This is a genomic window from Streptomyces sp. SID13726 (assembly GCF_010548375.1).
In the GTDB taxonomy this organism is placed as follows: Bacteria; Actinomycetota; Actinomycetes; order Streptomycetales; family Streptomycetaceae; genus Streptomyces.
Window position 1 is genome coordinate 154,317 of sequence record NZ_JAAGLY010000018.1, and the last position, 24,812, is coordinate 179,128.

Consider the following 24,812-nt stretch of genomic DNA (forward strand, 5'->3'; position numbering starts at 1 on the left):
CGGCGGCGGGCGGAGTCAGCCGAGGATGCCGATATGCCGTACGTAGTGGTAGGAGCGGTGGTCGGAATCCATGTCGCTCATCAGGTCCTGCCACAGGTGCTCCATCTCCAGGGAGTCCTGCCGCGCCCAGGCGGCGATGACCCGGTTCCAGCGCCAGATGTTCTTGCGCCTCACCCGCAGGTCGCGCCGGTGGCGGGCGTCGACGGCCTCCTGGTCGACAGGGTGGATCTCGATCCGGGTGCCGCCGTCCGCGTTGAACAGGCGGGTCAGGTACGGGGCGATGTTGCGGCGACGCAGGTCACGGAAGGCCAGCTGCAGGAGCCGCCGCTGCTCGGCATCCGGAGTGCGGGTCTTCGACCGCCACGCGGCAAGGAGGTGGGCGTCGGCGGTGATCCCGTGGGCGTGAAGCGCGGCTGCCGCGGACTTCTTCTTCACCAGATAGGCCAGCGCCTGGTCGAGGAGCTCCTCGTCACCGCGCCTCCACGCGACATCGTCGAAGACCCGCCGGTCCAGGCTCTCGGCCAGAGCACGGCCTCCTTCGATGCCCTGGGCGCCCAACTCCCCGAATCCCACAGCCTTTTCCTCTCGTCTCGTCGGTGTGCTTCATGACAGCCAGGGCGGAGCCGGCCGCAGGTGGTGAGCGGGCGGATGACGCCACGCAGGCGGGCCTTGGCCGCGGGTGGCGGTCCGCGCGCGGGCGCTGTAGCGGTGCGCCCGGACCCAGTCCTTGTGGGGTGGTGCAGGGCGAGACACCGGGCGAGGCCGTGATGCGACCGCCACAACCCGCAACATATTCAGGGAAAGTTAGGAGAGGAGTTACTTCCAGTCATTTCCAGAGAACTGTGGCGCGGTTGGCGCACGCCCCCATTCAGGGCCCCGCCCGCCCGCACTGGACCGCCACCGACCCGCGCGGCCGCAGCCCGCAGATGGCGCAGCAGACCTGGCTGGTTGCGTTTTGACCTTGGACTGTGGGACGCCGCGGGCGGTGTCGCTGGCCGGTGGTGCAGCATGGCCCTGGCGGCGCGGTCCGGGAAAAACCCAGGTGGCAGCGCACAGCCGGGCAGGTGGACCGGCATGGGCGGCCTGCTGGGGCGCTTCCCGGGCCGGGCGATCGGGTCAGGCGCGCGCGACGCCGGACGGCGGGGCACTGCAGCGTCCGGTGTACGAGCTCCGTAACTCCCCTGCCATCTGCGGTAGTTGGCTCAAACTAGTTGCTGGGCAGTGGGCGGCTCGGTCAGTCCGGCCGTCCGTGGCTGGCCCGGCGTCAAGCCGTGCGCACAAGTCCCTGAGCGGGAGGGCGGGTTGCTGTTCCGGGGCGGATCAGGACCAGGCGGACTGGTCCGCCTGCGGGTCTGCCTGGTCGAGCAGCCGGACCAGGTCGTCGTAGACGCCTTGTACGTTTCCGGTCTGCAGGACGAGACTGAGCCGGCGACGCGTGAGGGTGGTCATGGCCGCTCCCCCATTTCGCGGAGGATCCAACGAACGGCCTGAAGCCGCAGGTGGGGATCTTGATTTACGGCAACGGCGATCGTCCTGTCCTCCCTGGAGTCGTGGATGGCCAGGATGCGGTCGCCGATGTCGCTGCCGAGCTGGGTAGAGTCCCATTCCTCGATCTCCAGGCGGTGCTTGGCGACCAGAGCATCGAGAGCCGCTGCAGCCCGGTCCTCAGAGACAAGCACGCCGGGTACGGGCTCGTCGGGGTTGGCGGGGAGCGTCATGCGATCGCCTCCGCTTCCCCGCCCGGGTGGCGACGGTGGTGGCCGTGCGCTGCGGGTTCGCCTGCAAGCGGCATGGAGAGCAGGCTCGCCGGGATCGCACAGGGCCGTATCAGCGGGCACTTCATGTGTCGTCTCCTCACGGGCCAGGCCTGCAAGACGCGAGCATCCAGTCGGAGCCGGCTGTGCCGCATGGTCCGCTGTGTGCGGCGTGCAGGTTCACGGCTGTGCTCGGGCCGACTAGAGGAAACACGAAGCGGACAGCGGCCTCGGTGAGGTTGCCAACTCCCGTCGAACGCCAAGGAAGGACTGGTATTGTCCGCGCCCGCTTCCGCTCGATCCGGCGCCGGGAGAATCCGCGGGGCTGAGCGCAGCGTCCTCGCCTGCGGCCGCGAGAGCCCTGCTCACGTTTGCGGCGGGCCGGGTCCGAAGCGTCTGTATGGTGAGGCCGCCTCTCGCCGGGGCTGCCGCTGGCGGCCTGTGCCGGGGACCGTCGGGAGGGTCAGTGGGCCAGCCAGTCGGCCGGGATGAGGGCGTCTCCGTCGCGCCAGTTGGCCACGACGGCATCGCGGAACCATGGGGTGGAGGCAAGGTGTGCATGGTCGGTGGCGATGACTTGAAGGCGGCCTTCGGCCTGGGTGACGACCTCGTGCATGAGGCGGTAGTAGGCGCGGACAGCCTGCCAGTCGGCGTCTTCGAGGGTGGCGGCGTCGTGTACGTGTTCCTCGGGGAAGAATGCCTGGCTCGGCTGGTCGAACATGATGAAGTGCGGCACCGGGCGCTGGTGTTCGACGAAGTAGAGGTGTAGGGCAAGGTGAGCGACGAGGTGGTATCCGATCCAGTTGTCGGCGCTGCCGATCTGGTCCAGGGGGATGCGTCTGCCTGAGGTGCGGACGACCACGTTGAGGGTGGTCGGGCTGATACGGACGTCGTCGGCCGTGTCGGCGTGTTCGAGGCCGAGCTCGCGGGCCCAGGCGGTCATGTTGCGGGCGACCTCACCCAGCCGGATTTCGGTCTCGGCCGCGATGTCGTCCTGGTCGACGTGGTGCTGGAGGTCTCCTCGGAGCTCTTCCAGCCGGGCGATCTCCCGGCGGAGCGCGGAGAGGTCGACGCTGTCGTCGGCGGCGGGCTGTTGCAGGGCCTGCAGGATCCTGCCCCGGACGAGAGCCTGCTGTTCTCGCTGGTCCTGGGCTCGGCGCAGGGCGCGGTTGTTGTCGCGCAGGGCTTGCTCGGCGACGGCGTTCTCCCTGACGCGGCGGACGAGCTGTTCTCGTTCGGCGGTGAGTGTGCGGCGGCTCTGTTCTCGTGCGGGGGCGAGGGCGTCGAGGTCGGTGAGTTCTTGTTCGAGTTCGCGGGCGAGTTGGGACAGGGCGTTGATGGCCGGATCGGCTTCGGGCAGTTCCTGGGTGCACAGGGGGCAGGTGTCGTGGCCGTCGTCGCGGGTGGCCAGCACGCCCAGTGGGGTGAGGCGGCTGCGCTGGGTGTGGAGCTGGCCGGTCAGGTCCGCGGTTTGCTGTGCCCACAGGTCCAGCAGGCGCAAGGCGTCGTCGACCTCGCCCAGGTCGTGGGTGAGGGTGCGGCGTTCGGCGGACAGGCGGTCGGCGAGTCCGGGCTCGGCGCGGGGGGTGGGGATGTGGGTTGGGGTCTCGAGTGCGGCATGCAGGAGCGTTTCGAGCTCGGCCGGCTGCAGCGAGGCGGGGAGTTCGGCGATGAGCCCGGCCTGGTGGGCCAGGCGCGCCAGTGCCGTGCGGACGGTGGTGGAGCTGCTGGCGTGACGGCGGGCCTGGTCGAAGGTGCGGCGCAGGACGGCAAGGCGGCGGGTGGTGGTCAGAAGCTGCTGCTTGCGGGCGGCTTGTTCGGGTCCTGCCGCACCGAGGAAGTAGGGCAGGCCGTTTTTGAGGGCGGTGAAGACCTCGTGGTCGGCCTGCCGGTGGAAGAGACGCCCGGAGTCGGCGATCTCGGTCTGCCGTTGCAGGCACAGGGGCAGGGCATGGCCGAGATGGACGTTGTAGGCGGAGCCGTCGGGCGAGTGGATGAGGTGGTCCTCGATGCCGAGGCGGCCGCTGATTTCCGAGCGGATCGACTCCGAGTTGGAGTTGACCCGGAGCTGGTCGGCGGTGGGAACGTCCAGGCGGTGGTCGCCGAAGACGAGCATCGCGTCGCCGGTGGAGCCGGTGCGGGGGTGGCGGCGGGCGACGAATACCCGGCTGGTGCCGGTCTGGATCAGCAGGGCGAACCAGCCGACGGTGTCGGTGATGAGCCCCTGGGGCAAGGGGGTGCGGCGTCGTCCAAGGCAGTGGTCGACGATGTCGACCAAGGTGGTCTTGCCCGTCTTCGACCAGCCGGTGACGATGTTGAGTTTTCCGGGCTTGAAGGGCAGGACGCGGGGGGTGGGGCGGCCGTCGCGGTGGTAGAGGGCCAGGGCGAGCAGGTGCATGGGGATCGCTTCGGTCGTGGGGTGGGTTACGGCATGACGCCGAGGAGCGTGAAGGCGGTCGCCGTCGGCGTGGCCGCAAACCAGCGGCCGACCAGCGCGGCCGCAGTGGTGCACTGCGCCATCTCGTCATGCCGGCTAGCACGCGACAGGGACGGCAGGCGGCGCGCGAGCACGATTCCCGTGGGATCGACCCTGTAGGTGCCCTGGCGCAGGGCGAAGCGGTGGCTTGTGCGGGCGTAGGCGGTCAGAGCGGCGGCGCGGGCGGGATAGGCCGCGCGCAGCTGGGGGTTGCGGGTCAGCCAGGCGGTGAGGGAGGTGCGGGTGTCGCGCGGCAGGGCGGTGCGGGAGTCGGGCGGCAGCACCAGGGGCAGGACGAGGAAGCTGCTCAGATAGGGCAGCGGCGTGTTGCCGGCGCGCTGGTGGGCTCCCGCGGCCGCGGCCAGCAGGTAGGCGCCGAACGCCGGGTTGAACAGGGCGGCTGCTTCGGGCAGCAGGGAGCGGGGAACGGAAGCGGTGGTCATGGGACATCAGCCCTTGAAGGATCCGCGAGGGCGGTCAGAAGTGTTGTGAAGTCGGGGTGCCAGCCCACCGGCCGGGTGTCGGTCAGGGCGAGGTTGGCCAGGGCGTGCAGGGTGCCGCGGGCGATCCAGCGTTTGTCGATCTGCCGCAGGGTGAGGCCGACCACGGCCTGCTCGGAACCGGTGAGGATCTTCCGGCCGACTTCCTCGGCGTCGTCCTCGCAACGGCCCAGACGGTGGGCGTCGCGCAGGCCGGAGGCGACGGCCTGGTGCTCTTGCCGGATGTCCGTTTCGAATGCGGCCAGTTCGTCTTCGGTGACGTAGTGGTGATGCAGCCAGCGTGAACGGTGCAGGGCCGCGTGGTGGTACTCATGGATGTGGTGGTGCTGCGTCTCGGGACCCGCGCCGATGAGGGTGAGCTGAGCGACGAAGACGCGGTCGGCGTACCGGGCGATCTCGTCCTCGGTCAGTTCCTCCAGCCGGCTGTTGAGGGGCAGCCGCCCGGGCCCGTAGCTGCTTTGCAGGTGGTCGACGACCGCGCGCAGTTCAGCGGCGCAGACGGACACGCGGCGCGGGTCGGCGGGGTCGAGCATCTGCCGTGTGGTGGTGGCCCACCAGCCGCGCACCTGCTGCAGCATGGCCGTGACGTGGTCGGCGTCGTCCTTCCAGATGCCGAGGACTTCCTGCAGGTCGGCGTCGGCACGGGCGGGCTGGGGTGCCTGGTCGTCCAGCACGATCGCGCCGACCAGGCTGGTGCGTTGGGCCAGGGTGGTCTGCAGGAACCGTGCCCGCCAGCTGGCGGTGGTGGCAGCCGCGTTGGGGTCGGCGGCGATGGATTCGAGCAGCCGCTGCACACCGGTGGTATCGCGTTCTGCCCCGCTGTGGCGCAGCACGGCCAGCGGGTTGTCGGGTCCCACGCGCTGGGTGGTGACCAGGCGCAGCAGGGGAAGGAGGCCCTCGCCGACGGCGGCCACCGCGTCGCACCAGCCGTTGAGCGTGCGCCACAGGTCGGCTCCCGTCGGGGACAACTCCCCCTCGTCCTTGTGCCGTTTGACCTGCACGCACTCGGCGGGCCGGCCCTCGTTGCGGATGACGATGTCGTCGAGGCACTCCATGCGCAGCTCGGCCTGGGGGTTCTTGAACCAGGTACGGGCCAGCTCGATCAGGGCCCGGTCGCACTGGTAGAGGTAGCCGGAGAGCTGTCCGGCCGCGGAGTGCACCCACACGTTCGTCACAGTGCGCAACAAGTTAGCGACAAAGCGTGATGGCTGGCAAGTCGGTGCGATACGGGGTGAGCCCCTGCCGGTAAAGGCGCAGCAGTCATGAAGACCTCGGGGCGTGACGCCCGGTTCGGCACACCGGTGCCGCTCCTGCACCGCAGCTGCTCGTGCGAACTGCCGCTTCGAGCAGCACGGTCGGCCACAGCACCCCGCCTGTCCGCACGCGGAGAAGGAAAGGCAGCCCGGTCCTACTTATCGCTCTCGCGGCTGATCTTTTCTCTCAGCTGCGGGCGAGCCGCCCCAAGGGCCACTACGAAGATCACGACCCGTTCGTGCTCTCCGAAGGGACTCACCGTGCGCCTCCTTCGTCCTGCCGTCATGGCTGCCGCTCTCCTCGCGCTGCTCGCTCCCGCCCCCGCGCATGCCGCCATCGTGCTGACCTCTCCCGGCGAAAGCGCCACCTTGCCCGTCCGTGACGCCCTGGCCGCACTTGCGGTCCATGACGAGGACCGCACCGGCTACGAGCGGACCAAGTTCCGCCACTGGATCGACGCCGACCGCAACGGCTGCAACACCCGTCAGGAGGTCCTGAAATCCGAGGCCGTGATCGCTCCGGAGCAGGGGGCCAACTGCACCTTGACCGGAGGAGAGTGGTACTCGCCCTACGACGATCGCTTCATCCAGGGACCGCGCGGCGCTGACGTCGACCACCTCGTGCCCCTCGCTGAAGCCTGGGACTCCGGGGCAAGCCAGTGGACGGCGCAGGAGAGGGAAGCCTACGCCAACGACCTCGGGGACGACCGCGCGCTCATCGCGGTCTCCGCAGCCTCCAACCGCTCCAAGGCCGACCAGGACCCGAGCACCTGGCTCCCTCCGGCCGAGGGCTACCGCTGCCAGTACGTCACGGACTGGATCGCCGACAAGACCCGATGGGCCCTCAGCATCGACACCACCGAACTGGCCGCTCTTGCCATGGTGTTGGACCGGTGTCCGGACGTGACGATCACCGTGACACTGGCACGGTAGGCCACCATCAGTCCGGGACCCCTGATGCCATCAGCCTGCCTGGGATCTCGGCGCAGGCAGGCCCACGCCGCCTGTGCCACCCTCCGCACACGGCGGCGGTAGCAGTGAGGTACGGCCGCGGGAGCAGCCGTACCCGCCGCTATGATCCCCGTCGTACGAACGCCAGGCGGCAACACCCGCTTTCGTCCCCCACAGGAACCGGCCGAGCAGCAGCCTGCCGCAGTCTTCTCACTGAACGTGAAAGGCAGACATGACGCGCCGGTTCCCTCCTGCCCTAGCTGCTTGCGCGGCCGCGCTCCTCGGCACCGGCTGCAGCCACACCCCGCAGCCCGCTGCGGCAGCCCCCACCGTCACGGTCACCCAGACCATCACGCCCACCCTCCCCGCGGCATCCACACCTGCAGCCAGCCACACTTCGGCCATCCCCACACCAGCCGCCTCCTCGGCGCCTGCGCCAGCACCGGCCCGCGCCCCGCGGGGATCAGTCGCCCTGACCGAATGGCACGACGGCGACGCGACGAACACGTGCGTGAACGTCATGACCGTCTACGAGAACCGCTCCGACACTGCGGTCATCTCCATCACCCAGAAGTTCCGGACCTCGTACACGCCCAGGCACGCCGACGGCGAGTACCCCGACGATGTGGACGGCCCGCTCAAGACGCTCACGCAGGACGCGGGTATCGCCCCATACGGGACCCGGACCCTGTACTGGCAGGTGTGCGCGCCCGAGCTGGCCTCCAGGCAGAACCCGGTTCCGGCGGACGGCACCGACTCGTTCATGTCCGAGATCGGCGCCCAGCCTCGCGCCACCACTTGGGACTGGGCACCGTAGATCACCTCTGTCTGCGGCTGGTGACGCCCGAACTAGAATGCCGATTTACCGCACTGCCGGTTCTACCAGTCGGCTACCGGTCTGAAGACCGCAGCGTCGGAGGTGTAGGCATATTCCCAGGAGTGCAGGAAGTAAGGTCCTTTGGGCTCGTTGAGCTGATGGTGAGACCGTAGGTCACAGACGAGGAATTCGCTGTCGTCGGTCTCCCGAGGCCAGTCTTCCGGCGCCGCCGTACTGCTTCCGGACTGGTAGGGATTCTTGACCACGATGCCGGTGACCCAGTCGGTGGGCACGCGGGTTTGCTCGCCTGGCAACGGAGGAAACGGGTTGTTCCGGGAAACGATGTAGCCGACGATCTCCAGCGGTGCGTTCGTCTCAAGGCGGCGCCGAGTGACGGCCCGGCGGGTGAGCGGACGGAAGTAACTGACGGCTGCTGTGTCGAACTCCTCAGCCAGGTGTCGGATCGGATGGAGATCCACAGGGATGCCGGGGAGCAGGAAGGATACATTGCAGTGGTGGGTCGTCCGGGAAGCATCACTCGATATGAACAGGGTGATCGTGTAGAAGCCGCCGCCGGGGCAGGTGTCGAAGTAGGTGGCTTGTTCGGTGTGGTGCACGTGCTTCAAGCCTGCGAAGCGTTCCTTCCATGAGCTGAGGGTGTCGACAAATTCCCGTGCGCCGACGCCATGCCAGGTCGTACGGATTTGCTGGATGCTCCATCGTGGCTCGGAGCCGCTCCAGCCCGTGGAATTGAGTTCGTACAGGAGGTCAGCGATTCCTTGCTCGCCGTGCACTTTGACCGGCAAGTCGAGGGCCACGCCGCTTCCGTGACCGGCATCCCAGTCCACATCCGGCAGTTCTTGCGCGAAGACGAACCCGGCTTGTCCGCCTCCGGCTGTGATGCGTGAGAGCAGCTTGAGATCGCTACCGAAAAGCTGGAGTTCGGTGGAAGGTAGATCTGTAGACGGCCGGGAGCGCCGCGGAGGCGTGGGGCCCGCGGCCAGGTGAACGCGGCCATGGGTGATGATTTCTTCCTGCTTGAGCCGCAAAAGGTAGGCCAACAACGTGGGCGTCTTTAGGACTTGCGTAAGCTCTTCCTCACCGAGGAGAAGAATGGCCCCCGGCCCCCGGTCCCGCCGCTGGCGCACGTCATCCACAACTGTTTCGGTGAACCCGTTGACGCTGACGATGACACCAATGACGGTGGACGACGCTGTCCGGTCCATCCGGATCCGGACCGAGTCAAGGACGTCGATGTCAGCGGGGCTCTTCTCCCACTTGGCCTCGATGAGGTACCGCGTATCCCCGTAGCGGGCAACAAGATCCGTCTGCCGCGGTCTGGCGATGCCAGCGTTCCGGGTGACGCGGAAGTGAGCCCGCCGGAAAGCCTGTTCCAGCAGTTCCTCTAGCTTGTAGCCCCGGCGCTGCGGGGGCAGGGAACGGAACCGCTCGAAGTCCGCCAGCAAAGGCGACCCCCACGACATAGTTGGACTTCCTCCCTGCCCTCATGGGGGCTGATGAACATGCCCAAGTCCGTTGCCGCTCACCGTAGCGAAGTCGAGCCCTGTCAGCGTTCCATCCCCCTCAACGCCCCGGCCCCTTGAGGAGCCGCACGGCTAACTTCGCTACCAAAGGACAGGTGTCCCAGCCGTCGTTGACGATGCGGTCGATTGTGGGCGGCAGGTCGGTGCGGTGGCCGGGCATCTCGACGGCGGCGGGTGAAGGATCGTGGGCGCAGAATCCGTCACCAGTCGGCAGGCAGGCAGGTCTGGTCACCAGTGGGGCCTGTCATGGCGTCGGGCCCCGCATAGTCGGCCATGCGGCGTGGGTCAGTGAGGCGTGTCCGGCAGTTGGGCTTCGACTTCGTCGACGAATCTGGAGCGCGTGGTGTCTCGTGGGCGGGCGGGGTACCACTTGTTGGCAGGGATCGTGTAGCGGTTGCCTCCGATGAGGACGGCTTCGTCCTTGGCGCGAGTGAGGGCGACGTAGAAGGCTCTGCGGGCGTCGGCTACCTCTTTGGGGGCGGGGGGCTTGCCGGGGTAGTGATGTGGGAGCAGTCCTTCGACGAGGCCGGGCAGGATGACGATGTGGAACTCCCGGCCCTTGGCGCTGTGGTAGGTGGTCAGGGCGATGTGGCCGGGGATTTGTCCTCCGGCGAGTTCGGCCATGGTGAGGTCGCCGGGATCGGCCAGGGCCTGGGCGGTGTCCCGGTCGCGTTGGTCGGGGCTGTGGTCGGCGAGGTGGGCAATGCCCAGGGTGTCCCAGAGTGCGGCGAGGAAGATCCTCGCCGGGTGGGATGGGGTTTCGCGGTCGGGGGCGTCCAGGAGCGACGCCAGGCGTCGTGACAGGGCGCGGTGGGTGTCGGCTGGGTCGTTGTGGTGGGCGAGTTGGAGTTGGCGGTGCCAGGTTGCGGCCAGCTCGCGAAGGGTTCGGGCGGGGGCGATGCCGGCTGTTCTGCGGCGTGGTGCTGCGAGGTCTGTGGTGGTGGGGCCGGGCAGGGGCCCGGTGAGCCGTCGCGTGGTGCAGGCGGCGATCAGGTCGGCGAGGGGGCCGCTGGGGCGGCGGCGCTGCTTTTCGCTGTCGAGGGGGATCTGGGCGGCCTGGATCGCGGTGGTCAGGGCGTTGAGCAGGGGGCCTTTGGATCGGTAGAGGACGGCGATGTCTTCTGGCGGTGTGCCGGTTGCCAGGCGGTTGGTGAGGACTTCGACGGTGCGGGCCGCGTGTGCGTCTTCGTCGCCGTCGGCGTGGAGGATGGTGACGGTGCCGGCGTCGTCGCGGCCGGGTGCGGCGTGGTAGCCGCGGTCTTCGCCGAGGACGGCGTGGCCGGCGGCCACGAGGGCGCTGCCGCTGCGGTAGTTGACCCGCAGGCGCAGTCGTCGGAAGTCGGGCCGGTTGCCGAGCTGTGTCAGGTAGCGGGGGCTGGCGCCCTGGTAGGCGTAGAGCACTTGATCGGGGTCGCCGACGGCGGTGATGCCTACGCCGGCGTCCAGCAAGGCGAGCACCAGGGCGTGCAGGACGGGTCCGAGGTCTTGGTATTCGTCGACGACGAAATTGGGGAAACGCGCCACGAGTTGCTCGCGTGCGGTGCGGCTTTCGCGCAGCAGGTCGAGGGCGCGGATGGTCATGGCCTCGAAGTCGAGGGTGTCGTTGTCGCGGAGCAGTTGCTCGTAGCGGCGGACGGCGCGCGGGTATTCGCGCGGGTAGTCGGCGATCGGCTCCCCGGCGGCGATCAGACGGCGCAGGCGCTCCAGCGTGGTCCGGTTGTTCGGGTTGACGTCCAGGCCGGATTCGTAGGCGGCGGTGTCCCACAGCTGTCTGCAGGCGGACGCGTCGGGGATGGTGAGGTCGTCGGGAAGCGGGTCGCCGATCAGGCGGCCGTAGGGGTGCAGGATGTGGTGCAGGCAGAAGGCGTGCACGGTGGTGCTGGACAGGCGCCGGCCCGGGTGCAGTCCGAGGTGGTGCAGGCGCACGGTGGTCTCGTGGGCGGCTGTTTCGGTGTAGGTCAGGGCGGCGACGCCGCGGTGGCGGCTGGTGGTGGCCAGCAGGTATCCGACGCGGGCGACGAGGGCCCGGGTCTTGCCGGCGCCGGGTCCGGCGAGCACGGCGATGTTTGTGTGGTGGGTGGCGGCGGCGCGTTGGTCGGGGTGCAGTGCGCCCAGTTCGGCGGCCAGGGCGGGCGGCAGCAGAGCGGGCATGGCCGCGGGCGTCTGCTGGCCGGTGGCGGTCATCAGCTGGGGCCCGGGGAGGCGGCCGCTGGTGCGGCTGGGGGTTGGGGGTTTGAGGCTGCGGGGAACAGGGGCTGGCCGCGGAAGGCGCAGCTGAGATCGTCCAGCAGGCCGAGGATGGCTCCCGGGCCTTCGATGGTCAGCAGGTCGTCGCGGGTGATGGGGCCTTGCGTGCGGTCGAGCAGTTCCAGGACGCGGCCGTGCAGGCCCCTCATGCTGGCGACGTGCGCGGCCAGCCGCTGGGCGTAGCGTCCCTTGCCGATGGCCTCGATCTTGTCCACCAGGGTGTCGCGCTGCTGGCCGGTTGCGGTGCCGTCCTCGAAGGGGGCCAGGGCATCACGGAAGGCGGACCGGCTGCTTTCGCGCTGCCGGAAGGCGCAGTAGGCCTCGGCCATTTCGGGATGCAGCAAAGGAGCGATGTCGGGTTCCAGCGTGTGGTCGCCGACATAGACGCCTACCCGGGTCGCGGCGGTCACCACCTGCTGCCGGCCGGCGCGTACACCGCGCTCGGGCAGCTCCTGGCCTGTGATCGTGTCGATGCCTTGGTCGAGTTCCTGGTGCAGGGCATCCTCGCGCGCGATGCGCGCCAGGTCGCGGGCCCTCCACAGACCCGGTTCCTTCTGGTAGCGGTCCTCACCGTCGGCGGCATCGCCGTCAGTGAGGACCCAGTGCGGGCGCCGCAGCGCCCGGGGACCCAGCAGGGTGGCGTAGGGGGCAAAGTCGGTGCCTTCGACGCTGGAGACGACGATGCCGTGATCGTCCAGGGGAAAGCCGGCCGCCTCGGCGAGGGCGGGCAGCAGGTAGGCGTCGGCTGCGCCCTCGACCAGAACGGTGCCCCGGGCGAAGAGGATCTCGGCGCGGGTGACGTTGATGTAGCGCTCAAGGTCGGCCGTGGCGGCGTCGGTGAGCACGCCGGGCGGTACGACGGAGCCGACGGTGTGGTCGCCCTGGGTGCTGGTCAGCACGATGCTGGACAGGGGGGTGACGGCGGCGATGTGCGGGCTGTGGGTGGTCAGCAGCAGCCGGTTGGGTTCGTGCAGCAGGTGGGCGAACAGCTTGCGCTGCAGGCTGGGGTGGAGGTGGGCCTCGGGCTCTTCCACGGCCAGGAGTGTGTCCTCGCCGTCGCTTACCTGGCGGCGCAGTTTCAGCCGCTCGAGCAGCAGGGCCAGGTAGACGACGTTGGCGGTGCCGGTGGAGGTGTGCTGGATGCCGCGGCTGCTGCTCGGGTCGATCAGGAGCTGGACGCTGCGGATCAGGTCGTCTTCCCGGCCGGCGAAGTCCAGCGAAGGGGTCAGCGGCAGTTGGGGGCCGGTCATGGCGGCCAGGCGGGAGGCGAGTTCGTCCACCGCCTGCTGCATGGAGGCATCCTGGGCCAGCTGGTTGCGGGCCTGTTTGAGGGCGTCCAGGGTGGAGGCGACGATGTCGGGGGCCGGAGGCCGCTCGCGCAGCAGCCGGACCAGGGGGCTGCGGTCGGCGCGGGAGAAGTCGCCCTCGGCGTCGCGCAGGGCGGGCAGCACGGACAGCGGGACGTAGTCCTTGGCGTGGCGCATGTCGACGCCCGCGCCCGCATCGTCGCCGCCGTAGATGGTCCAGGTGTAGTCGTCGGGAGTCAGCGGCTGGCTGGACTGGGCGCCGAAGACTGCACCGACTGCCAGCTTGGGCTGGAACAGATAGGTCAGGCGGGCGATGCGGGGCTGCCCCTCCTCGGTGATGATCGCGCCGTCGAGGGTCGCGATGGCGTCGTCATCATCGTCGAAGTCGGCAAGTTCAACTTCGACCCTGACCTCGACTCCCTGAGACAACCGCGGCGCACCGTCATGGATGTCGTCGGCCTGCAGCCTGCGCCACCGGTTGGACAGGTCCGGGTCGAGGACCAGGCGCAGCGCGTACAGCAGATTGCTCTTGCCGACCCCGTTCTCCCCCACGATCACCGCAGGAGTCGGGAAAGGATCAATCACCAGATCCCGGAAATTCCGGAAATTCACGATCCTGATTTTTGAAAGGCGCACCGCTCTCCCCTCCCCCGCGCACGGCCCCCGCCCCACGCGCTCCAGACGCCCCACCGGCAGGCACAACAGCGTAGTTGCCGCATCAACCGACGGGGCACGTACCGTCACGCAGGGCAGCGGGCTCTCGCGTGCGCCGACAGCCGGACCGAGTCCGGTGCCGCATCCTGGGACCATCCGTCCTTGGTCCCGGCCGGGCGCATGACCCGACCGGCTCCGCAGGCCGGCGGTTCCCCCGGCGCATGGGCCGACATGGCTGCCGGCTGTCCGGTCATTGCCCCGCAGCGCTTTCAGGACCTGCGAGTTCCTGGCGCAGGTCCACGTAACAGCGCAGCCGCACACCCGGCTCACCGGGCTGGCGTGTGGTGTGCTCGGCCGGCGCGGTGGCCCACCTCCGGGCAATCGCGTTCTGCATGGCGAACGCTGTGTCGTCATCGGCAGCCGCGAGGTCCACCACGAGCAGACCCGGCTCGGCCACATGCACATCCCTGATCGGCTTCATGCCCCACACGACGTCTCCGCTTCCGGCCGGGTTCCGCCCGTGCTGCGGCATCACCCGACCGGGTGCCATTGTGGCCTGCCGCGGTTGCGCCGATCTGCGGGCCGACCCGTGTGGTGCGCTCCGTGAGCCTGCCCGACCCCTGGTCAGGAGGCACAGCGGCGGCTGGGCGGCCTCAAGCCGAAAGGGGGCAGATGCTGACCGCCGCGCTCGCCGGTTCACGCTTCCATTCAAATGGAAGTTAGGATCACGGCCCATGGCAGGTCGACCGGTAGCAAGCCGTCAGGAACGAGCCCGAGCCCAGGAACTGGCGCGGAGGATCCGGGCCTTGCGCGAGGCACGCGGATGGACACGGGAGCGGTTGGCGAAAGAGGCGGGGCTGCATACCCGCACGCTGGTACGCCTGGAGAGCGAAGGTCCTGTCCAGCCTGGGTTCTTCACCGTCGGCCGACTTGCGACGGCGCTTGAGGTGAGCCTGGACGACCTTTTCCACGGTGCCGGGCGCCCTGGGGGGATCTGGTCGGTCGGCTATGAGGGCCGGGACATCGACTCGTTCGTCGCCTGTGTGCGGGAGGCCCAGATCGACGCTGTGGTGGATGTGCGTCTGACACCGATCAGCCGCAAGCCTGGCTTCAGCAAGACCCGTCTGCGTGAGGCCCTGCACGGGGCGGGGATTGATTACGTGCATCTTCGGGCCCTGGGCAATCCCAAGGACAATCGTGCCCCTTTTTGGGAAGGACGGCTGGAGGAGGGCCGGGCTCGGTTCAGAAGCCTGCTGGTGGCCGAGGAGGCCGAGGCAGAGCTCACTCAGCTTGCCGGACTCGTCGGCACGTCGCGGGTGGCGGTGCTCTGTTTCGAGCAGGATGCCCGGCGCTGCCATCGCACCGTGGTGCTCGATGAAATCCGGCGACGCTGCGCAGTGGAGGTCACTGAACTGGCCTGAGCCTGAGGCCGAGTTGAGGCCCTCTTAACAAACCGCGCGGTTGCGTCCAATCTGGCCTTCAGGTGTCACATCGGGCTCGGGAGGCGATGGTGGACAGCGGACGGCAGCGGGCCCGCATCATGATCACGGTCAAGACGTATCCGGAGCTGTCCACGAAGTACAAAGAGACCAGCTGTGTAGCCGGCGTGCGCCTCGACCTCGACCAGCCGCAGCATGTGCGCCTGTTCCCCGTCCCTTTCCGGCTTCTGGAACAGGACGCGCAATTCGCGAAGTACTCCATTGTCGAAGTCGACGTGGAATCTCACCGGCGTGACCGGCGGCCCGAAAGCCTGCGGCCCGTCCTCGAGACGTTGGAGGTCATCGACCGGCTCTCCCCCTCAGACGGCTGGGCCAAGCGGTGGGCGCACTTGCGGCCGCTGGTGGCCCCGTCGCTGTGCGCGATACGCCGCGAGCAAGAGCTCCGCCATACATCGCTGGGGCTCTTCCGGCTCCCTTCCGTCCCCAGGCTGAAGCTGACGGATGCCGAGCCGTGGCCGGACTCGAAGGCCGCCCTGGCTGATCAGATGGACCTGTTCGATCAGGATCTGCAGCGCCTGGAATGGGTGCCGGTACAGCTGCGCTACACCTTCTCCTGCGCGGACGCCGACTGCCCCGGCCATGACATGCACTTGAAGGACTGGGAGGCTGGCGAGTCGTACCGCAAGTACCTGCGTAACTACGGTCCCGGCCAGGTGCGGGAAAAGCTCTACGAGCGCTGGCTGACCCGGATGTTCACCACCGAGCGCGCGGTCCACGCGTTCGTCGGCAACATCGCCGCGCGACCCCGCACGTTCATGCTGCTCGGGCTGGCCTACCCCTTGCGCACCGTCGCCGACTACGTGCAAGAAGACCTCTTCCCCCTGTAGGTGGTATGCCCCACCGAGGGGCACGTCGGCACGCGTTGACCACCTGTCGGCCTCTGCGGCCGCGAAATGGCCAACGGTTCGAGGCAGCCGCCGCCGTCACCCGCTCCCCCTCTCGCCACGCGGTCCCGCAGGGGCGGGGCCGGCGAGGAGGCAGCCTGTCCTGGATGTACACGCGCACCAGGGGACGGTGCTTCAGCGCTGTTTCGTCTGGCGCCAGATGTTCTGATAGGCCTGGTAGAGCTCCTGCAAGGCACCGGACGGTCTCTCGGGCCAGGCGGTTTTCATAGCCCGCTCTCCCCAGCAGAAGGTGACGATCGCACGGCCGGCCGCATACCGTCGAAGGAGGTCGGCGCGGAGATACAGCAGCCCGCCCGAGAAGCCGGAAGGGGCTGCGAAAGACCGCGCGGCGAGTGCGCCGGTGGGTTCGGATTGGTCGAAGCCCGCCGGAAGAGCACGCAGGTCGAAGGCCTGTGAGAACAGCCGGCTGGGGACGTAGGCGGTCGCCTGGTTCTGGCTGCTGTGGTGGGATTCCCAGGTGAAGTGGTGGGCCAGCCGCTCGAAGCGGAGTTCGGGTCCGTCGTAGCGCAGTGTGTCGCTGTACAGGTCCTTTGTGGTCAGCCCCGGTTCGGGTGCAGCAAAGCGGGTGTGCCACGGGAGCTCGCCGGCGAAGAGGTAGTACTCGGCGGGCAGGTCGATCATGTCTCGGCCTGGGTGGGCCAGGGCATCGAACGTCTCCAGGAGCGCGGTCAGGTTCTTCTGGTCGACGAGGACGGTGTTGAACAGGCCGAACGTGTCGCGTCCGGTGGTCACGTCCTTCGTGTCGATCTCTGCGTGCGCGAGCAGCCACGGGCCTTCGTCCTCGTCGAGCCGGGCCGGCGCAAGGAAGTCGTCCGGCACGTTGACGATTCCGTGGCGCAGCCATTCGAGATCGTCGGCCGGTGTCCGCGGTGTCCATGTGCCGAGCGGGACCGGGACAGGCTGCGGGGGCTGCGGGAAGGTTGGGTCGATGTCTACTTCGAGGTCCTCGGGTGGCTGGCCGCGGTCGGCCAGCATGCCCGCCAGGGTGTGGAAGCCGATCCAGCCGTACTTCTTGCCGTAGCGGTCGATCCGGCCGCTGGGGTTGTGGCGTTGCCGGGACGCTGCTGAGGTGATGCGGCGTTCCACCTCGTCGAACAGGTCGGGGCGCCAGCCCAGCGTGTGGACGACGCCGAGGACGACGGCGGTGGCTTCCTGGTGTCCGGGGTGGGAGTCGTCGTAGTTCCTGCGGTCCGGGAACAGACGCCCGAGGGTGTAGTTGCCGAAGTCCATGCCCATCGTCCGGCTGACGTCCTCCCGGCGCGGATCGCCCTCGGGCAGCGGCGTGATCGCCGGTGCCGCGGTGAAGGCCAAGGGCAGTTCGGCTGCGGCGGGGACCGCGGCGGGATAGCGGCGGTGGGCGAGGTCGAACGTCGAGGAGACGTAGTACCGGGTCAGGGAGTGGAAAGTGGGGTGGGTGGCCTCGGGCCCGGTGAAGGCGTGCAGCAGCCCTGTCAGGTAGACGGGCAAGGCGGCTTCCAGGTCCGGGGCGTGCCACGGGTGGGCCGTCGCGACGCCGTAGGAGGCGGCCACCATGCGTTCGCCGACGTAGGCGTCGTTGATGGTGATCGCTTCCAGGGTCAGTGTGAACAGTCCGCTTGTGTCGTGTCGGCCGTACCAGTACAGGGCGGCCGTGGCGGCGTCGCGAAGGTCGCGGTCGGTGCTCGTCAGCGTCCACATCAGCCACCGGGCTCGCAGCCGGTCGGATTCCGTGCGGTGCGGATGGTCGCGCCAGCATGTGGCCAGGGCGGTTGCGTCGGCGAGGAGGGGGCGGCTGTGTGCACGCTGCCATTCGCTCCAGCGCAGGTCGCGGTCGGCGACTGGTCGGTCGCGCAGGATCCGGTCGAGGAAGTGCGCGTTGAGGGGGTGCCCGGGGGCTGCGCGGGTGCTGTAGAGCCGCTGGAGGATGTCGTTTCGTCCACGGAGATCGTCGCTGTGGGTGGCGAGTGCCTCCACCGTGGTGGAGTCGAGGTGGGCTGCTTCGAGCCGGGCGGCATGCAGGAGGGCCCGCAGGCGTAGGGGTCCGGTGACGGCCTGCCACAGTTGCGGAGCACCGACACGGGGCATGACGCCTGCCAGGGCTTGGAAGATGTCGGTGGAGAGTGGGTGCCGTTCGTCCGGCTGGCCGGTGAAGCGTGCCGTGGTGGTGTCCTCGCTCAGTAGCTGGGCGATGCCCTTGCCGTGAGTGTGCACAAGGTTGGTGGCGATGACGTGCCCGGCCATCAGGTCGTAGACGAACGACCAGGTCACTCCGCCCGCGCCGTCGGGGTGGCGCTGGAGGACGCCTTCGTGTTCGAGCGCGGCGAGAAGGCTCTCCTGCCAGCGGCGGTGGGTGTCCTGGCACAGCTGCCTTGCCTGGGTGTCGGGAAGGGCGCGTGCCCGGTCTACCCACAGGGCGTTTCCGAGAGCGTCGAGCGCCTGGTTGACGTCGTTGGGGTGGATGGAGGGGATGAGTTCGTAGACGCGGTGGGCGGCGGATGTGAGGTAGTCGCTGAAGATTCCGGTGAGGGAGCTGGGCAGGCCCGCGGCGCTGACGGGTTGCCTGCGGTCGCGGTTGGCTGCGGCGCAGTAGATCTTCAGTGTCAGCGGGTGGCTGAGGAGCTCGCGCGGCAGGTCGGCGCCGCCCGGTTCGATTTTGTAGTGGGTGAAGTAGCGGGCGATGGCCTCGTCGAGATCTTCGTCGAACCCGTCGAGTTCGAGGATCTCGTCCATCTCAGCGGGGATGGTGTCGTCGAGGAATGCCCCGCGGACCGTGCACACCACGAGCACGGACGGGTACCGCTTGAGGGTCACCTGCAGGCTGCGCAGCAACGGCGGCCACAGCGTGGGGGTTTCGGCCTCGTTCAGGCCGTCGATGACGATGGGCAGGCGGCATCCGGCGCGTTGTGCGGCCGCATCGACGGCGGCGAGGAGTTCCTCGAAGGAGGCCAGCGGCCTGCCCGCCGCCGTGATCTGGCCGGCGAGATCATCGAGGGTCTGGCGGGAGCTCAGGCGCCTGCCGTAGAGCAGGACACCGGCAGGGCGTGCCGCGGTCGGCGCGGTGAGCGTCGCGGACAGTTGCGTTTTGCCGAATCCGGCGTCGCCGGTGACCACCGCGAGCCGGGTCGACAGGTGGCGGGTGACGTGGTGGGCGAGGGCGGCGGCGTCGCGGATGTGGGCGATCAGGTTGGTCAGCGGCAGGGCGGCTGCGTGCCGCAGGGCCCGCAGCCGCCGGAGCACGGCGGGCTGCGCTGTGGGGGCCTGAGGCACGGTGCGGTCTGTGGTGCCCAGCAGCGGGGAGGGCTGACTGCTGCGGATCTGCTGGTGCGCCTCGCGCAGGAGGTCGGCGACGTCGCGACCTGTGGCGGCGATCGCCGCGGTCTGCTCGGCCAGGGGGCCCGGCAGAGTGATGGCCGCGTCGTGGAGGGCTGTTTCGAAGCGGGCGATGTTGCGGTGGGTGTCGCCGAGGTCGTCCCATACGTCGGGTTCGGCGAGCATCCGTCGAAGCCGGTGCTCGGCGCCCGATGCCTGATGCACCTCGGGGATCCAGCGTTCACCCGCTTCAGCGGCGGCCCTCGCATGCTGTTCGGCAAGACGCTCCGGGGTCAGGACGAGGGAGCCGAAGTAGGACTCGCGCAGCAAAAGGGCATCGCCGACGAGGAGATGGCCGAGTTCGACCTCCGTGGCCAGGTGCAGCTTCATCCGGGTGGACAGGTCGTAGAACCATTGCTGGTCGCCTGCGGTGAGAGGGTGCCGGGTCCACAGCACGAAGTCGGTGATGCCCGGAAAGTGCTTCTCGGTCTTCCTGAGGGAGTCCTCGACGTCGCCCCGTCGGCCGACGCCCATGGCGCGCCCCGACGGGATGTCCCACCACTTGGTCTGCCACCCGAAGCAGCGGCCGGGTTCACCGAGCGGGCAGCCGGGCTGGTCGATGTCGAGGTGGAACTCGACGCCGGGCTGCTGGGCCAGGGCGATGAAGCGGCCGTAGCGGGCGTATGCGTGGGTGACGGCGCCCCGGCACAGCAGCTCGAAGTTGTCCCGGCGGCTGCCTGGCAGCGCGGTGAACTTCTCCCAATCCAGCCCAGTCATCGGATCGTTCGCCCTCACTCGCCCCGGCCGTGGCCGGTGCCGGGGTAGTCGTGTGCGGAATACACCTCGATGCGGGCCCCCTTGTCGAGGAGGACCTTCAGCAGCGCTTGGACGTCGGTCTCATCGGTGGTCACGACGATGGAATCGCCGTCGCGGCGCAGCGTGAGGTCGTACAGGAACTGCTCGAGTTCGCGCGGTCCAATGCTGTGGATGTTGAGATCGCTGAGCAGTTCTAGGACCTCATCGCTGTAGCTGTCGTTCGGCTCGCCGATGGTCAGCCGACCGGCTTCTTTCTCCTTTTGGAGGGCCTTCGTGAGCTCCTTGATGAGGTCGTGGGCTCGCTCAGCGGTGGTGGCGTCCTTGAACCGGCCGATCATGACGAGGTTCATGGAGTGCTCGGTGCCGTACCCGGACCAGATCTTCATGCAACACCTTTCTGCTGCAGGCGGTCGAGCGCGGCGAGAACGCCGCGGTCGTCGACCGGTTCGCCGGTCGAGTGGTAGGAGGTGCGCCGCAGCGTCCCGGCGGCGTCGATGTGGGCATAGGCGCGTAGCCCCGTCTCACGAGGCAGCGGCTGGGCAACGGGCAGCGGGCCCGTGTCTCCCTCGGCGAGGGCCAGCGGTACCGGCCCTCGGTACGCGGCGGCCCACTCGTGGAGGACAGCAACGACGTGCGGGCTGCTGCCTGGGCGGCCGCGTACCGGACGCTCGGGCAGCAGCAGGAGTTCCGCGGCCCCGGTCGAGGCGGCCAGGTCGGCGACGGCGTGCAGATCCGGCAGCGTATGGGTGTTGACAACGCAGTTGAGGCCGAACCGGAACGTCTGCCCGATCCAGGCAAGCCGCTGCACGAGGTCGGTGAAGGGGCGGCCGCGCAGCTTCTCGTAGGTAGAGCCGACTCCATCGACGCTTACGCGGATGAAGTTGACCGCTCCAGCCAGCGCGTCGATCAGTTGGGGGGTGAAGCGGTGGGCGTGCGTCGTCATGGTCACCGCGAGACCCGTGCGCTCAGCGGCGTGACGGCACACCTGCGGAAGGCGGCGGTAGAGGGTGGGTTCCCCGCCTCCGAATCCGACGCCGAGGCAGCCCTCCGCGTCCAGCTCGTCAACCCACGCGCACAGGCGGGCAGCATCCAGCACAGCAGCCGTTTTAGGCGCATAGCAGAACGGACACGCGAGGTCGCAGGCGTTGGTCAGGGCGATCGACACCTGGCGAGGAGCTCGGGCCCACTGCGCCTCAGGAACGTCGACCTCATCGAAGAGTACGTTCAGGCCTGTGCCGCGGTCGAAGAGGTGCATTCCGTCGGGGCCGACACGACGTTTCACCGGCAGCCCCGCTTCACTCGCACATCCCCCATCCACGTTTCGGCTCAAAGTATGGCAGCGACTGGTGAAGAGGCGGTCTTCCGCCTCCACCGCATCCGCCACACCAACAGCTGCTACTTCACCATGGTCGCCGTCGACGACGACCGAAAGCCCGTACCCGTCCGCCCCCACACCCCCACACCCCCACAACCAACGACGAACACCGGCGCTGGCGCGAAGCCGAACAACGGCGAGCCAACCGGCAAGCCGAAATCAGCAAGCCACACCAGCACTGAGCAACCAGGAGACTCTCCGTCCTCGCCAGACGCCCGGTGCGATTCATCCAACCTGTTGATCAATCTTGATCAACAGCTCAACGCCCTCTCGGACAAACTGCCTTGGACCGAGACGGCCGCTGCTGCAGCGGATGGACCAGGAAAACGCCAGCAAGGGACACGGCGCCGGCGACAAGCCCGGCAGCGGACAGCTGGTGTGCCCCGGCCCGGACCCAGGCGGCGCCCGAAGCGATGCAGACCTCCGCCCGGCCGACCGTCGCTGACGGTCGCGTTCGGCGCCACCTGTGGGGCCTCTAGGCCGAGGCCCCCACAGGCGTGCTCAATCGCTCTTACCCGGTAGTCGTGACGCCGAGCTTCAGCCGCTTTCCGTTCTTGCTGGCCGGGCGGCCCTGAGCGAACTGCGAACGCTGCGCGCCCGCGTTGCTCGTCGAGCGGCCCCGGCCTGCCGGGGGCTTGCGTTCGATCCGGTGGTTCCACTCGTCCCGCATGAACGGCTCGGCAGGCTTGTGCAGGTTCTTGAAGAGTTCGTTGTCGTACCAGGAGTGCCTCTTGTCCCATACCCGGGACAGAGCGGCCAGCCAGTCCTGGTGCTCACGCTCGGGCACGTCACAGACAGTGAGGAAGGCCAGCAGCTGGTCCTTGCTGAGCATGGTGGTGCCGTCGAGCATGCGGCGCATCGTGGTGCGCGGCAGCCGCCCCAGGCCTGCCCGGCGTTCCATCTCGCGCAGCGGCATCGCACCGGCCCGGTGGTACATCTCGCGCAGAGCGGCACGTAGTTCCGCCGCGTTTTCCACCAGTCGGGGCCTGGGCGCGCTGCCGAACGCAAGCGCAGCGCTGTGCTCCACGGTGCGTGCGTGGCGCCAGCGGCGACGGGCCTGCTCCAACGATCCGCCGCAGGCCACGGCATACGCCTCCACCACCGGCAGGCGCGGGACGCGCTTGCCGCTCGCAGCGCGCTGCAGCGTGGTGGCCGAGTACGCGTTGTTGGTCTTCGCCGCGAGCTCGACGTACGTGAGCTGGGCGTTGGTACGGATCTCTCGCAGCCACCTGGCGAGAGCCAGGAGACCCAGGTTGAGCGTGGCGATCGGTTTCTCAGGACGTCCCATGACGCCCCCTCAAACCATCGGCAGGGGCAGCGGGACCCGGCGGCCGAAGCGCAGTGTCACCACCGCCCCCACCGCGATCAGACCGGCACCGGCGAGCAGCCGCAGGACGGTACCCAGATCCATGCCGCCCCACGCGAGTGCGACGCTGGTCAGGACGATGACGATGATGACGGCGGTCTCGGTTCCGGTGAGACGGTGCGGGGCGGGCGTACGGCCCCCCGCGGCATGGCGTTTGCGGCTCATGCGAACTCCCTGTTGTGATCAGGCGGCTGCACTCGTGGGTGCTGCCGCCGGCGGCTGCGGACTCCTCACCACACCTGGACGGTGACACGTCCAAGGGGTCTACGTGCATGGTGCCCTACCGCCTGAAGGGACCCCGGCAGTTGATGCGTCCACGGGCCCCTTGGCAGTCCTCTTAGCAGTCTCCGTAAGCAATCCACGCGGATCATCCCGGCTGACCTGCAATGTTCTCGCGCGGTGTACGGGACTCCGTACAGTTGAAGCGCCTGCGACCCAGCTTCGGCACGGCGAGCTTGCACCCCCGCAGATAGGGATGCGACGCTCCATGACAGGTTCCAACTCCCCCGGCGGCTGCGGACTCCTCCCTACCGAACGGGCCAGAACCTTCGGGTACCGGCGTGCGTGACAGCACCCGGCCCAACGGTGAGGGCCGGCCTGCACCAGGTCGGCCCTCTGCCATGCCGTGGAGACGGCGAAAGACAGCACGGTGTTGTGGGCGGCGGGAGCTCGTGCGGTCAGGCGGCGACGCCCACACTCGTGCAGAACTCGTAGGCCCCGTACTGAGATCCCAGGTCGAGCAGGATGGCGTCGGTCCAGGCCTCGTCCAGCTCCGCCGCGTCGCCGGCCGCCCAGGCGCCAGCGAGGCGGTCCCAGCGCCGTACGTTCATCTGTCGGAAGGACATCGCGCGCCACGTCGGAACGCAGCGCAGTCAGCAGCTCAGCCAGCCGCTCCCCCAAGGCCAGCTCTTTCTGCCCAACGTGCACGAGTCAAACCCGCCTTGGAGTGCGTGCCGTGCCGTGCCGCCTTCGACACCAGAAGCTGCGTACGTGGATCCCCAAAGCAGATCAGCGGGTCGCCCGCGCCCGGTGAGCGGCTACTGCACAGCGCGAGACCGACGGGGATTTCGTCCTGGGTGAGCTGCTGCCCCGCCCGTGCCAGCTCTGGCGGTGTGTACAGCAGGAGCAGCTCGGTCCCTTCGCCCTCGAGGGCGTTGCGGCCGTGGATGGGAAGCTGGCACCGCTCCGCCGGCCGCGCAGGGCCTGCCGCATCACCACGTAGCCGTCACGGCCGCTGAACATGGCATGGAGCGAGTCCTGTCTCCAGCGCCCGGCGGTGGCGTGCTGCACCACGACGTCCACGTCGCCCGCCTCCAGGGCGCCGCGGATGCAGGAGCGGAACAGGTGGATCTCCTCGATGAGGTTGAGGGGCCATACGCGGTGCTCCAGCCGGTCGAGCAGCTGTCGCCCGTTCCTGCCCGCTCCCCACGGACCGGCACGGTGGCGGGCGTGGAGAACCTTAACTCCCGGCACTGGCAGTGATCTTGGCGTGAGGTACTGCTCAGGCTGCACCGTGCCATCGGCCGCGAGATCTACTCGGGGCCCGTTTCCGCCTCGGCCGCTTCGCACTCGTCGACCCGATCCTTGACCTGTGGGTCATCGGCCAGCTCCTCGGGGAGTGTTGTGTCGTGGGTGATGTGTGCCTTGATGAGCTGACGGACGGATAGGCCCCTGGCCGTACTCAGGTTGGCGGCAGTGAGGTCGGCGTCCGTGAGGTCGGCGTAAGCCAGGTCTGCTCCGCCGAGTTCGGCCCCCGTAAGGTCTGCTCCCGGGAGTTTCACGCCGACAAGGTCGGCGTGGGTCAGGTCGGCGCCCTCCAGGTTCGCCTCGCTCAAGTCGGCGTGCTCAAGACGTGCGTGGCTGAAGACGGCCTTGCTCAGGTGTGCGCGTGTCAGAGTCGCACGGGGCAACGATGCATGGCTGAGGTCAACGTGTGTCAACGGCCACTCAGTTCTCCCCGGAGGCGGCCAGTAATTCTCCCCACTGGCGGCCAGCAGTTCTTCCCCAACCGCGGCCAGATATCTCCCCGCTGTTGGTGGGTGGATCAGCGCAAGGGGATC

Annotated in this window: 22 protein-coding genes; 5 read left to right on the forward strand and 17 right to left on the reverse strand. The window is 68.8% G+C overall.

Annotated elements, in window-relative coordinates; translation table 11 throughout:
* Positions 1-15: 15 nt before the first annotated feature.
* The 6 genes from G3I78_RS35125 to G3I78_RS35145 form a co-directional block, all read right to left on the reverse strand.
* A complete protein-coding gene (locus G3I78_RS35125) occupies positions 16-573 on the reverse strand; it encodes a hypothetical protein (protein ID WP_164432241.1) in 558 nt (185 codons plus the stop codon).
* A 747-nt stretch (positions 574-1,320) separates the two neighbouring features.
* A complete protein-coding gene (locus G3I78_RS52985; RefSeq protein ID WP_275424880.1) occupies positions 1,321-1,449 on the reverse strand; it encodes a hypothetical protein in 129 nt (42 codons plus the stop codon).
* Positions 1,446-1,718: a hypothetical protein gene (locus tag G3I78_RS35130; protein WP_164432243.1), complete on the reverse strand. Its 273-nt coding sequence runs from the start codon at positions 1,716-1,718 to the stop codon at positions 1,446-1,448. The genes G3I78_RS52985 and G3I78_RS35130 overlap by 4 nt, the downstream gene beginning before the upstream one ends.
* Before the next feature lie 499 nt (positions 1,719-2,217).
* The gene (locus G3I78_RS35135) at positions 2,218-4,152 is read right to left on the reverse strand and encodes a DUF3732 domain-containing protein (protein ID WP_164432245.1); all 1,935 of its coding nucleotides are present in this window, start codon (positions 4,150-4,152) and stop codon (positions 2,218-2,220) included.
* Between the two features lie 26 nt (positions 4,153-4,178).
* Positions 4,179-4,673 (reverse strand): three component ABC system middle component, encoded by a 495-nt coding sequence (locus tag G3I78_RS35140; RefSeq protein WP_164432247.1) that lies wholly within the window; start codon positions 4,671-4,673, stop codon positions 4,179-4,181.
* Positions 4,670-5,896: an ABC-three component system protein gene (locus G3I78_RS35145; protein WP_343243937.1), complete on the reverse strand. Its 1,227-nt coding sequence runs from the start codon at positions 5,894-5,896 to the stop codon at positions 4,670-4,672. The genes G3I78_RS35140 and G3I78_RS35145 overlap by 4 nt, the downstream gene beginning before the upstream one ends.
* 372 nt (positions 5,897-6,268) lie before the next feature.
* Between G3I78_RS35145 and G3I78_RS35150 the strand changes: the two genes are divergently transcribed.
* A complete protein-coding gene (locus tag G3I78_RS35150; RefSeq protein WP_239158242.1) occupies positions 6,269-6,916 on the forward strand; it encodes an HNH endonuclease family protein in 648 nt (215 codons plus the stop codon).
* Between the two features lie 529 nt (positions 6,917-7,445).
* Positions 7,446-7,751, forward strand: a complete 306-nt coding sequence (locus G3I78_RS35155) for a hypothetical protein (RefSeq protein ID WP_164432250.1) — start codon at positions 7,446-7,448, stop codon at positions 7,749-7,751.
* A 62-nt stretch (positions 7,752-7,813) separates the two neighbouring features.
* Here G3I78_RS35155 and G3I78_RS35160 read toward each other — a convergent pair whose 3' ends face one another.
* From G3I78_RS35160 to G3I78_RS35175, 4 genes are all read right to left on the reverse strand, one after another.
* Positions 7,814-9,217: a restriction endonuclease gene (locus G3I78_RS35160; RefSeq protein ID WP_239158243.1), complete on the reverse strand. Its 1,404-nt coding sequence runs from the start codon at positions 9,215-9,217 to the stop codon at positions 7,814-7,816.
* A 363-nt stretch (positions 9,218-9,580) separates the two neighbouring features.
* Positions 9,581-11,479, reverse strand: coding sequence for an ATP-dependent helicase (locus G3I78_RS52990; protein ID WP_164432252.1), 1,899 nt, complete (start codon positions 11,477-11,479; stop codon positions 9,581-9,583).
* Complete coding sequence (locus tag G3I78_RS35170) at positions 11,479-13,593, reverse strand: AAA family ATPase (protein ID WP_164432253.1); 2,115 nt, start codon at positions 13,591-13,593, stop codon at positions 11,479-11,481. The genes G3I78_RS52990 and G3I78_RS35170 overlap by 1 nt, the downstream gene beginning before the upstream one ends.
* A gap of 160 nt (positions 13,594-13,753) precedes the next feature.
* A complete protein-coding gene (locus G3I78_RS35175) occupies positions 13,754-13,984 on the reverse strand; it encodes a DUF6207 family protein (RefSeq protein ID WP_164432258.1) in 231 nt (76 codons plus the stop codon).
* 253 nt (positions 13,985-14,237) lie between these two features.
* On the opposite strand from G3I78_RS35175, the gene G3I78_RS35180 reads away from it, so the two are divergent.
* Positions 14,238-14,924: a DUF488 family protein gene (locus tag G3I78_RS35180; protein WP_164432261.1), complete on the forward strand. Its 687-nt coding sequence runs from the start codon at positions 14,238-14,240 to the stop codon at positions 14,922-14,924.
* A gap of 86 nt (positions 14,925-15,010) precedes the next feature.
* On the forward strand, positions 15,011-15,829 hold the full coding sequence (locus G3I78_RS35185) for a hypothetical protein (protein WP_239158246.1): 819 nt from the start codon (positions 15,011-15,013) through the stop codon (positions 15,827-15,829).
* A 192-nt stretch (positions 15,830-16,021) separates the two neighbouring features.
* On the opposite strand, the gene G3I78_RS35190 is transcribed toward G3I78_RS35185, so the two are convergent.
* The 6 genes from G3I78_RS35190 to G3I78_RS35215 form a co-directional block, all read right to left on the reverse strand.
* Positions 16,022-19,972 (reverse strand): hypothetical protein, encoded by a 3,951-nt coding sequence (locus G3I78_RS35190; protein ID WP_164432263.1) that lies wholly within the window; start codon positions 19,970-19,972, stop codon positions 16,022-16,024.
* A 14-nt stretch (positions 19,973-19,986) separates the two neighbouring features.
* Positions 19,987-20,397, reverse strand: coding sequence for a DUF6375 family protein (locus tag G3I78_RS35195; RefSeq protein WP_164432265.1), 411 nt, complete (start codon positions 20,395-20,397; stop codon positions 19,987-19,989).
* Positions 20,394-21,464 (reverse strand): radical SAM protein, encoded by a 1,071-nt coding sequence (locus tag G3I78_RS35200; RefSeq protein WP_203615928.1) that lies wholly within the window; start codon positions 21,462-21,464, stop codon positions 20,394-20,396. The genes G3I78_RS35195 and G3I78_RS35200 overlap by 4 nt, the downstream gene beginning before the upstream one ends.
* Positions 21,465-21,897: 433 nt before the next feature.
* Positions 21,898-22,674 carry a helix-turn-helix transcriptional regulator gene (locus tag G3I78_RS35205; protein WP_164432267.1) on the reverse strand — a complete coding sequence of 259 codons (777 nt, stop codon included), beginning with the start codon at positions 22,672-22,674 and terminating at the stop codon, positions 21,898-21,900.
* A gap of 9 nt (positions 22,675-22,683) precedes the next feature.
* Positions 22,684-22,917 (reverse strand): hypothetical protein, encoded by a 234-nt coding sequence (locus tag G3I78_RS35210; RefSeq protein ID WP_164432268.1) that lies wholly within the window; start codon positions 22,915-22,917, stop codon positions 22,684-22,686.
* Between the two features lie 512 nt (positions 22,918-23,429).
* On the reverse strand, positions 23,430-23,597 hold the full coding sequence (locus tag G3I78_RS35215; RefSeq protein WP_203615929.1) for a hypothetical protein: 168 nt from the start codon (positions 23,595-23,597) through the stop codon (positions 23,430-23,432).
* A gap of 400 nt (positions 23,598-23,997) precedes the next feature.
* Between G3I78_RS35215 and G3I78_RS35220 the strand changes: the two genes are divergently transcribed.
* Positions 23,998-24,234, forward strand: a complete 237-nt coding sequence (locus tag G3I78_RS35220) for a hypothetical protein (protein WP_164432270.1) — start codon at positions 23,998-24,000, stop codon at positions 24,232-24,234.
* A 50-nt stretch (positions 24,235-24,284) separates the two neighbouring features.
* On the opposite strand, the gene G3I78_RS35225 is transcribed toward G3I78_RS35220, so the two are convergent.
* On the reverse strand, positions 24,285-24,812 hold a 528-nt coding region (locus G3I78_RS35225), incomplete at its 5' end, for a pentapeptide repeat-containing protein (protein WP_203615930.1).

What these genes read in the sequence shown, in the direction of transcription:
- G3I78_RS35215 (WP_203615929.1), bottom strand. Translation starts at nt 23,597, where the DNA reads ATGTCCTTCCGACAGATGAACGTACGGCGCTGGGACCGCCTCGCTGGC.
- G3I78_RS35210 (WP_164432268.1), bottom strand. Translation starts at nt 22,917, where the DNA reads ATGAGCCGCAAACGCCATGCCGCGGGGGGCCGTACGCCCGCCCCGCAC.
- G3I78_RS35180 (WP_164432261.1), top strand. Translation starts at nt 14,238, where the DNA reads ATGGCAGGTCGACCGGTAGCAAGCCGTCAGGAACGAGCCCGAGCCCAG.
- G3I78_RS52985 (WP_275424880.1), bottom strand. Translation starts at nt 1,449, where the DNA reads ATGACCACCCTCACGCGTCGCCGGCTCAGTCTCGTCCTGCAGACCGGA.
- G3I78_RS35220 (WP_164432270.1), top strand. Translation starts at nt 23,998, where the DNA reads ATGGAGCGAGTCCTGTCTCCAGCGCCCGGCGGTGGCGTGCTGCACCAC.
- G3I78_RS35150 (WP_239158242.1), top strand. Translation starts at nt 6,269, where the DNA reads ATGGCTGCCGCTCTCCTCGCGCTGCTCGCTCCCGCCCCCGCGCATGCC.
- G3I78_RS52990 (WP_164432252.1), bottom strand. Translation starts at nt 11,479, where the DNA reads ATGACCGCCACCGGCCAGCAGACGCCCGCGGCCATGCCCGCTCTGCTG.
- G3I78_RS35135 (WP_164432245.1), bottom strand. Translation starts at nt 4,152, where the DNA reads ATGCACCTGCTCGCCCTGGCCCTCTACCACCGCGACGGCCGCCCCACC.
- G3I78_RS35205 (WP_164432267.1), bottom strand. Translation starts at nt 22,674, where the DNA reads ATGGGACGTCCTGAGAAACCGATCGCCACGCTCAACCTGGGTCTCCTG.
- G3I78_RS35140 (WP_164432247.1), bottom strand. Translation starts at nt 4,673, where the DNA reads ATGACCACCGCTTCCGTTCCCCGCTCCCTGCTGCCCGAAGCAGCCGCC.
- G3I78_RS35190 (WP_164432263.1), bottom strand. Translation starts at nt 19,972, where the DNA reads ATGACTGGGCTGGATTGGGAGAAGTTCACCGCGCTGCCAGGCAGCCGC.
- G3I78_RS35195 (WP_164432265.1), bottom strand. Translation starts at nt 20,397, where the DNA reads ATGAAGATCTGGTCCGGGTACGGCACCGAGCACTCCATGAACCTCGTC.
- G3I78_RS35185 (WP_239158246.1), top strand. Translation starts at nt 15,011, where the DNA reads ATGGTGGACAGCGGACGGCAGCGGGCCCGCATCATGATCACGGTCAAG.
- G3I78_RS35175 (WP_164432258.1), bottom strand. Translation starts at nt 13,984, where the DNA reads ATGAAGCCGATCAGGGATGTGCATGTGGCCGAGCCGGGTCTGCTCGTG.
- G3I78_RS35130 (WP_164432243.1), bottom strand. Translation starts at nt 1,718, where the DNA reads ATGACGCTCCCCGCCAACCCCGACGAGCCCGTACCCGGCGTGCTTGTC.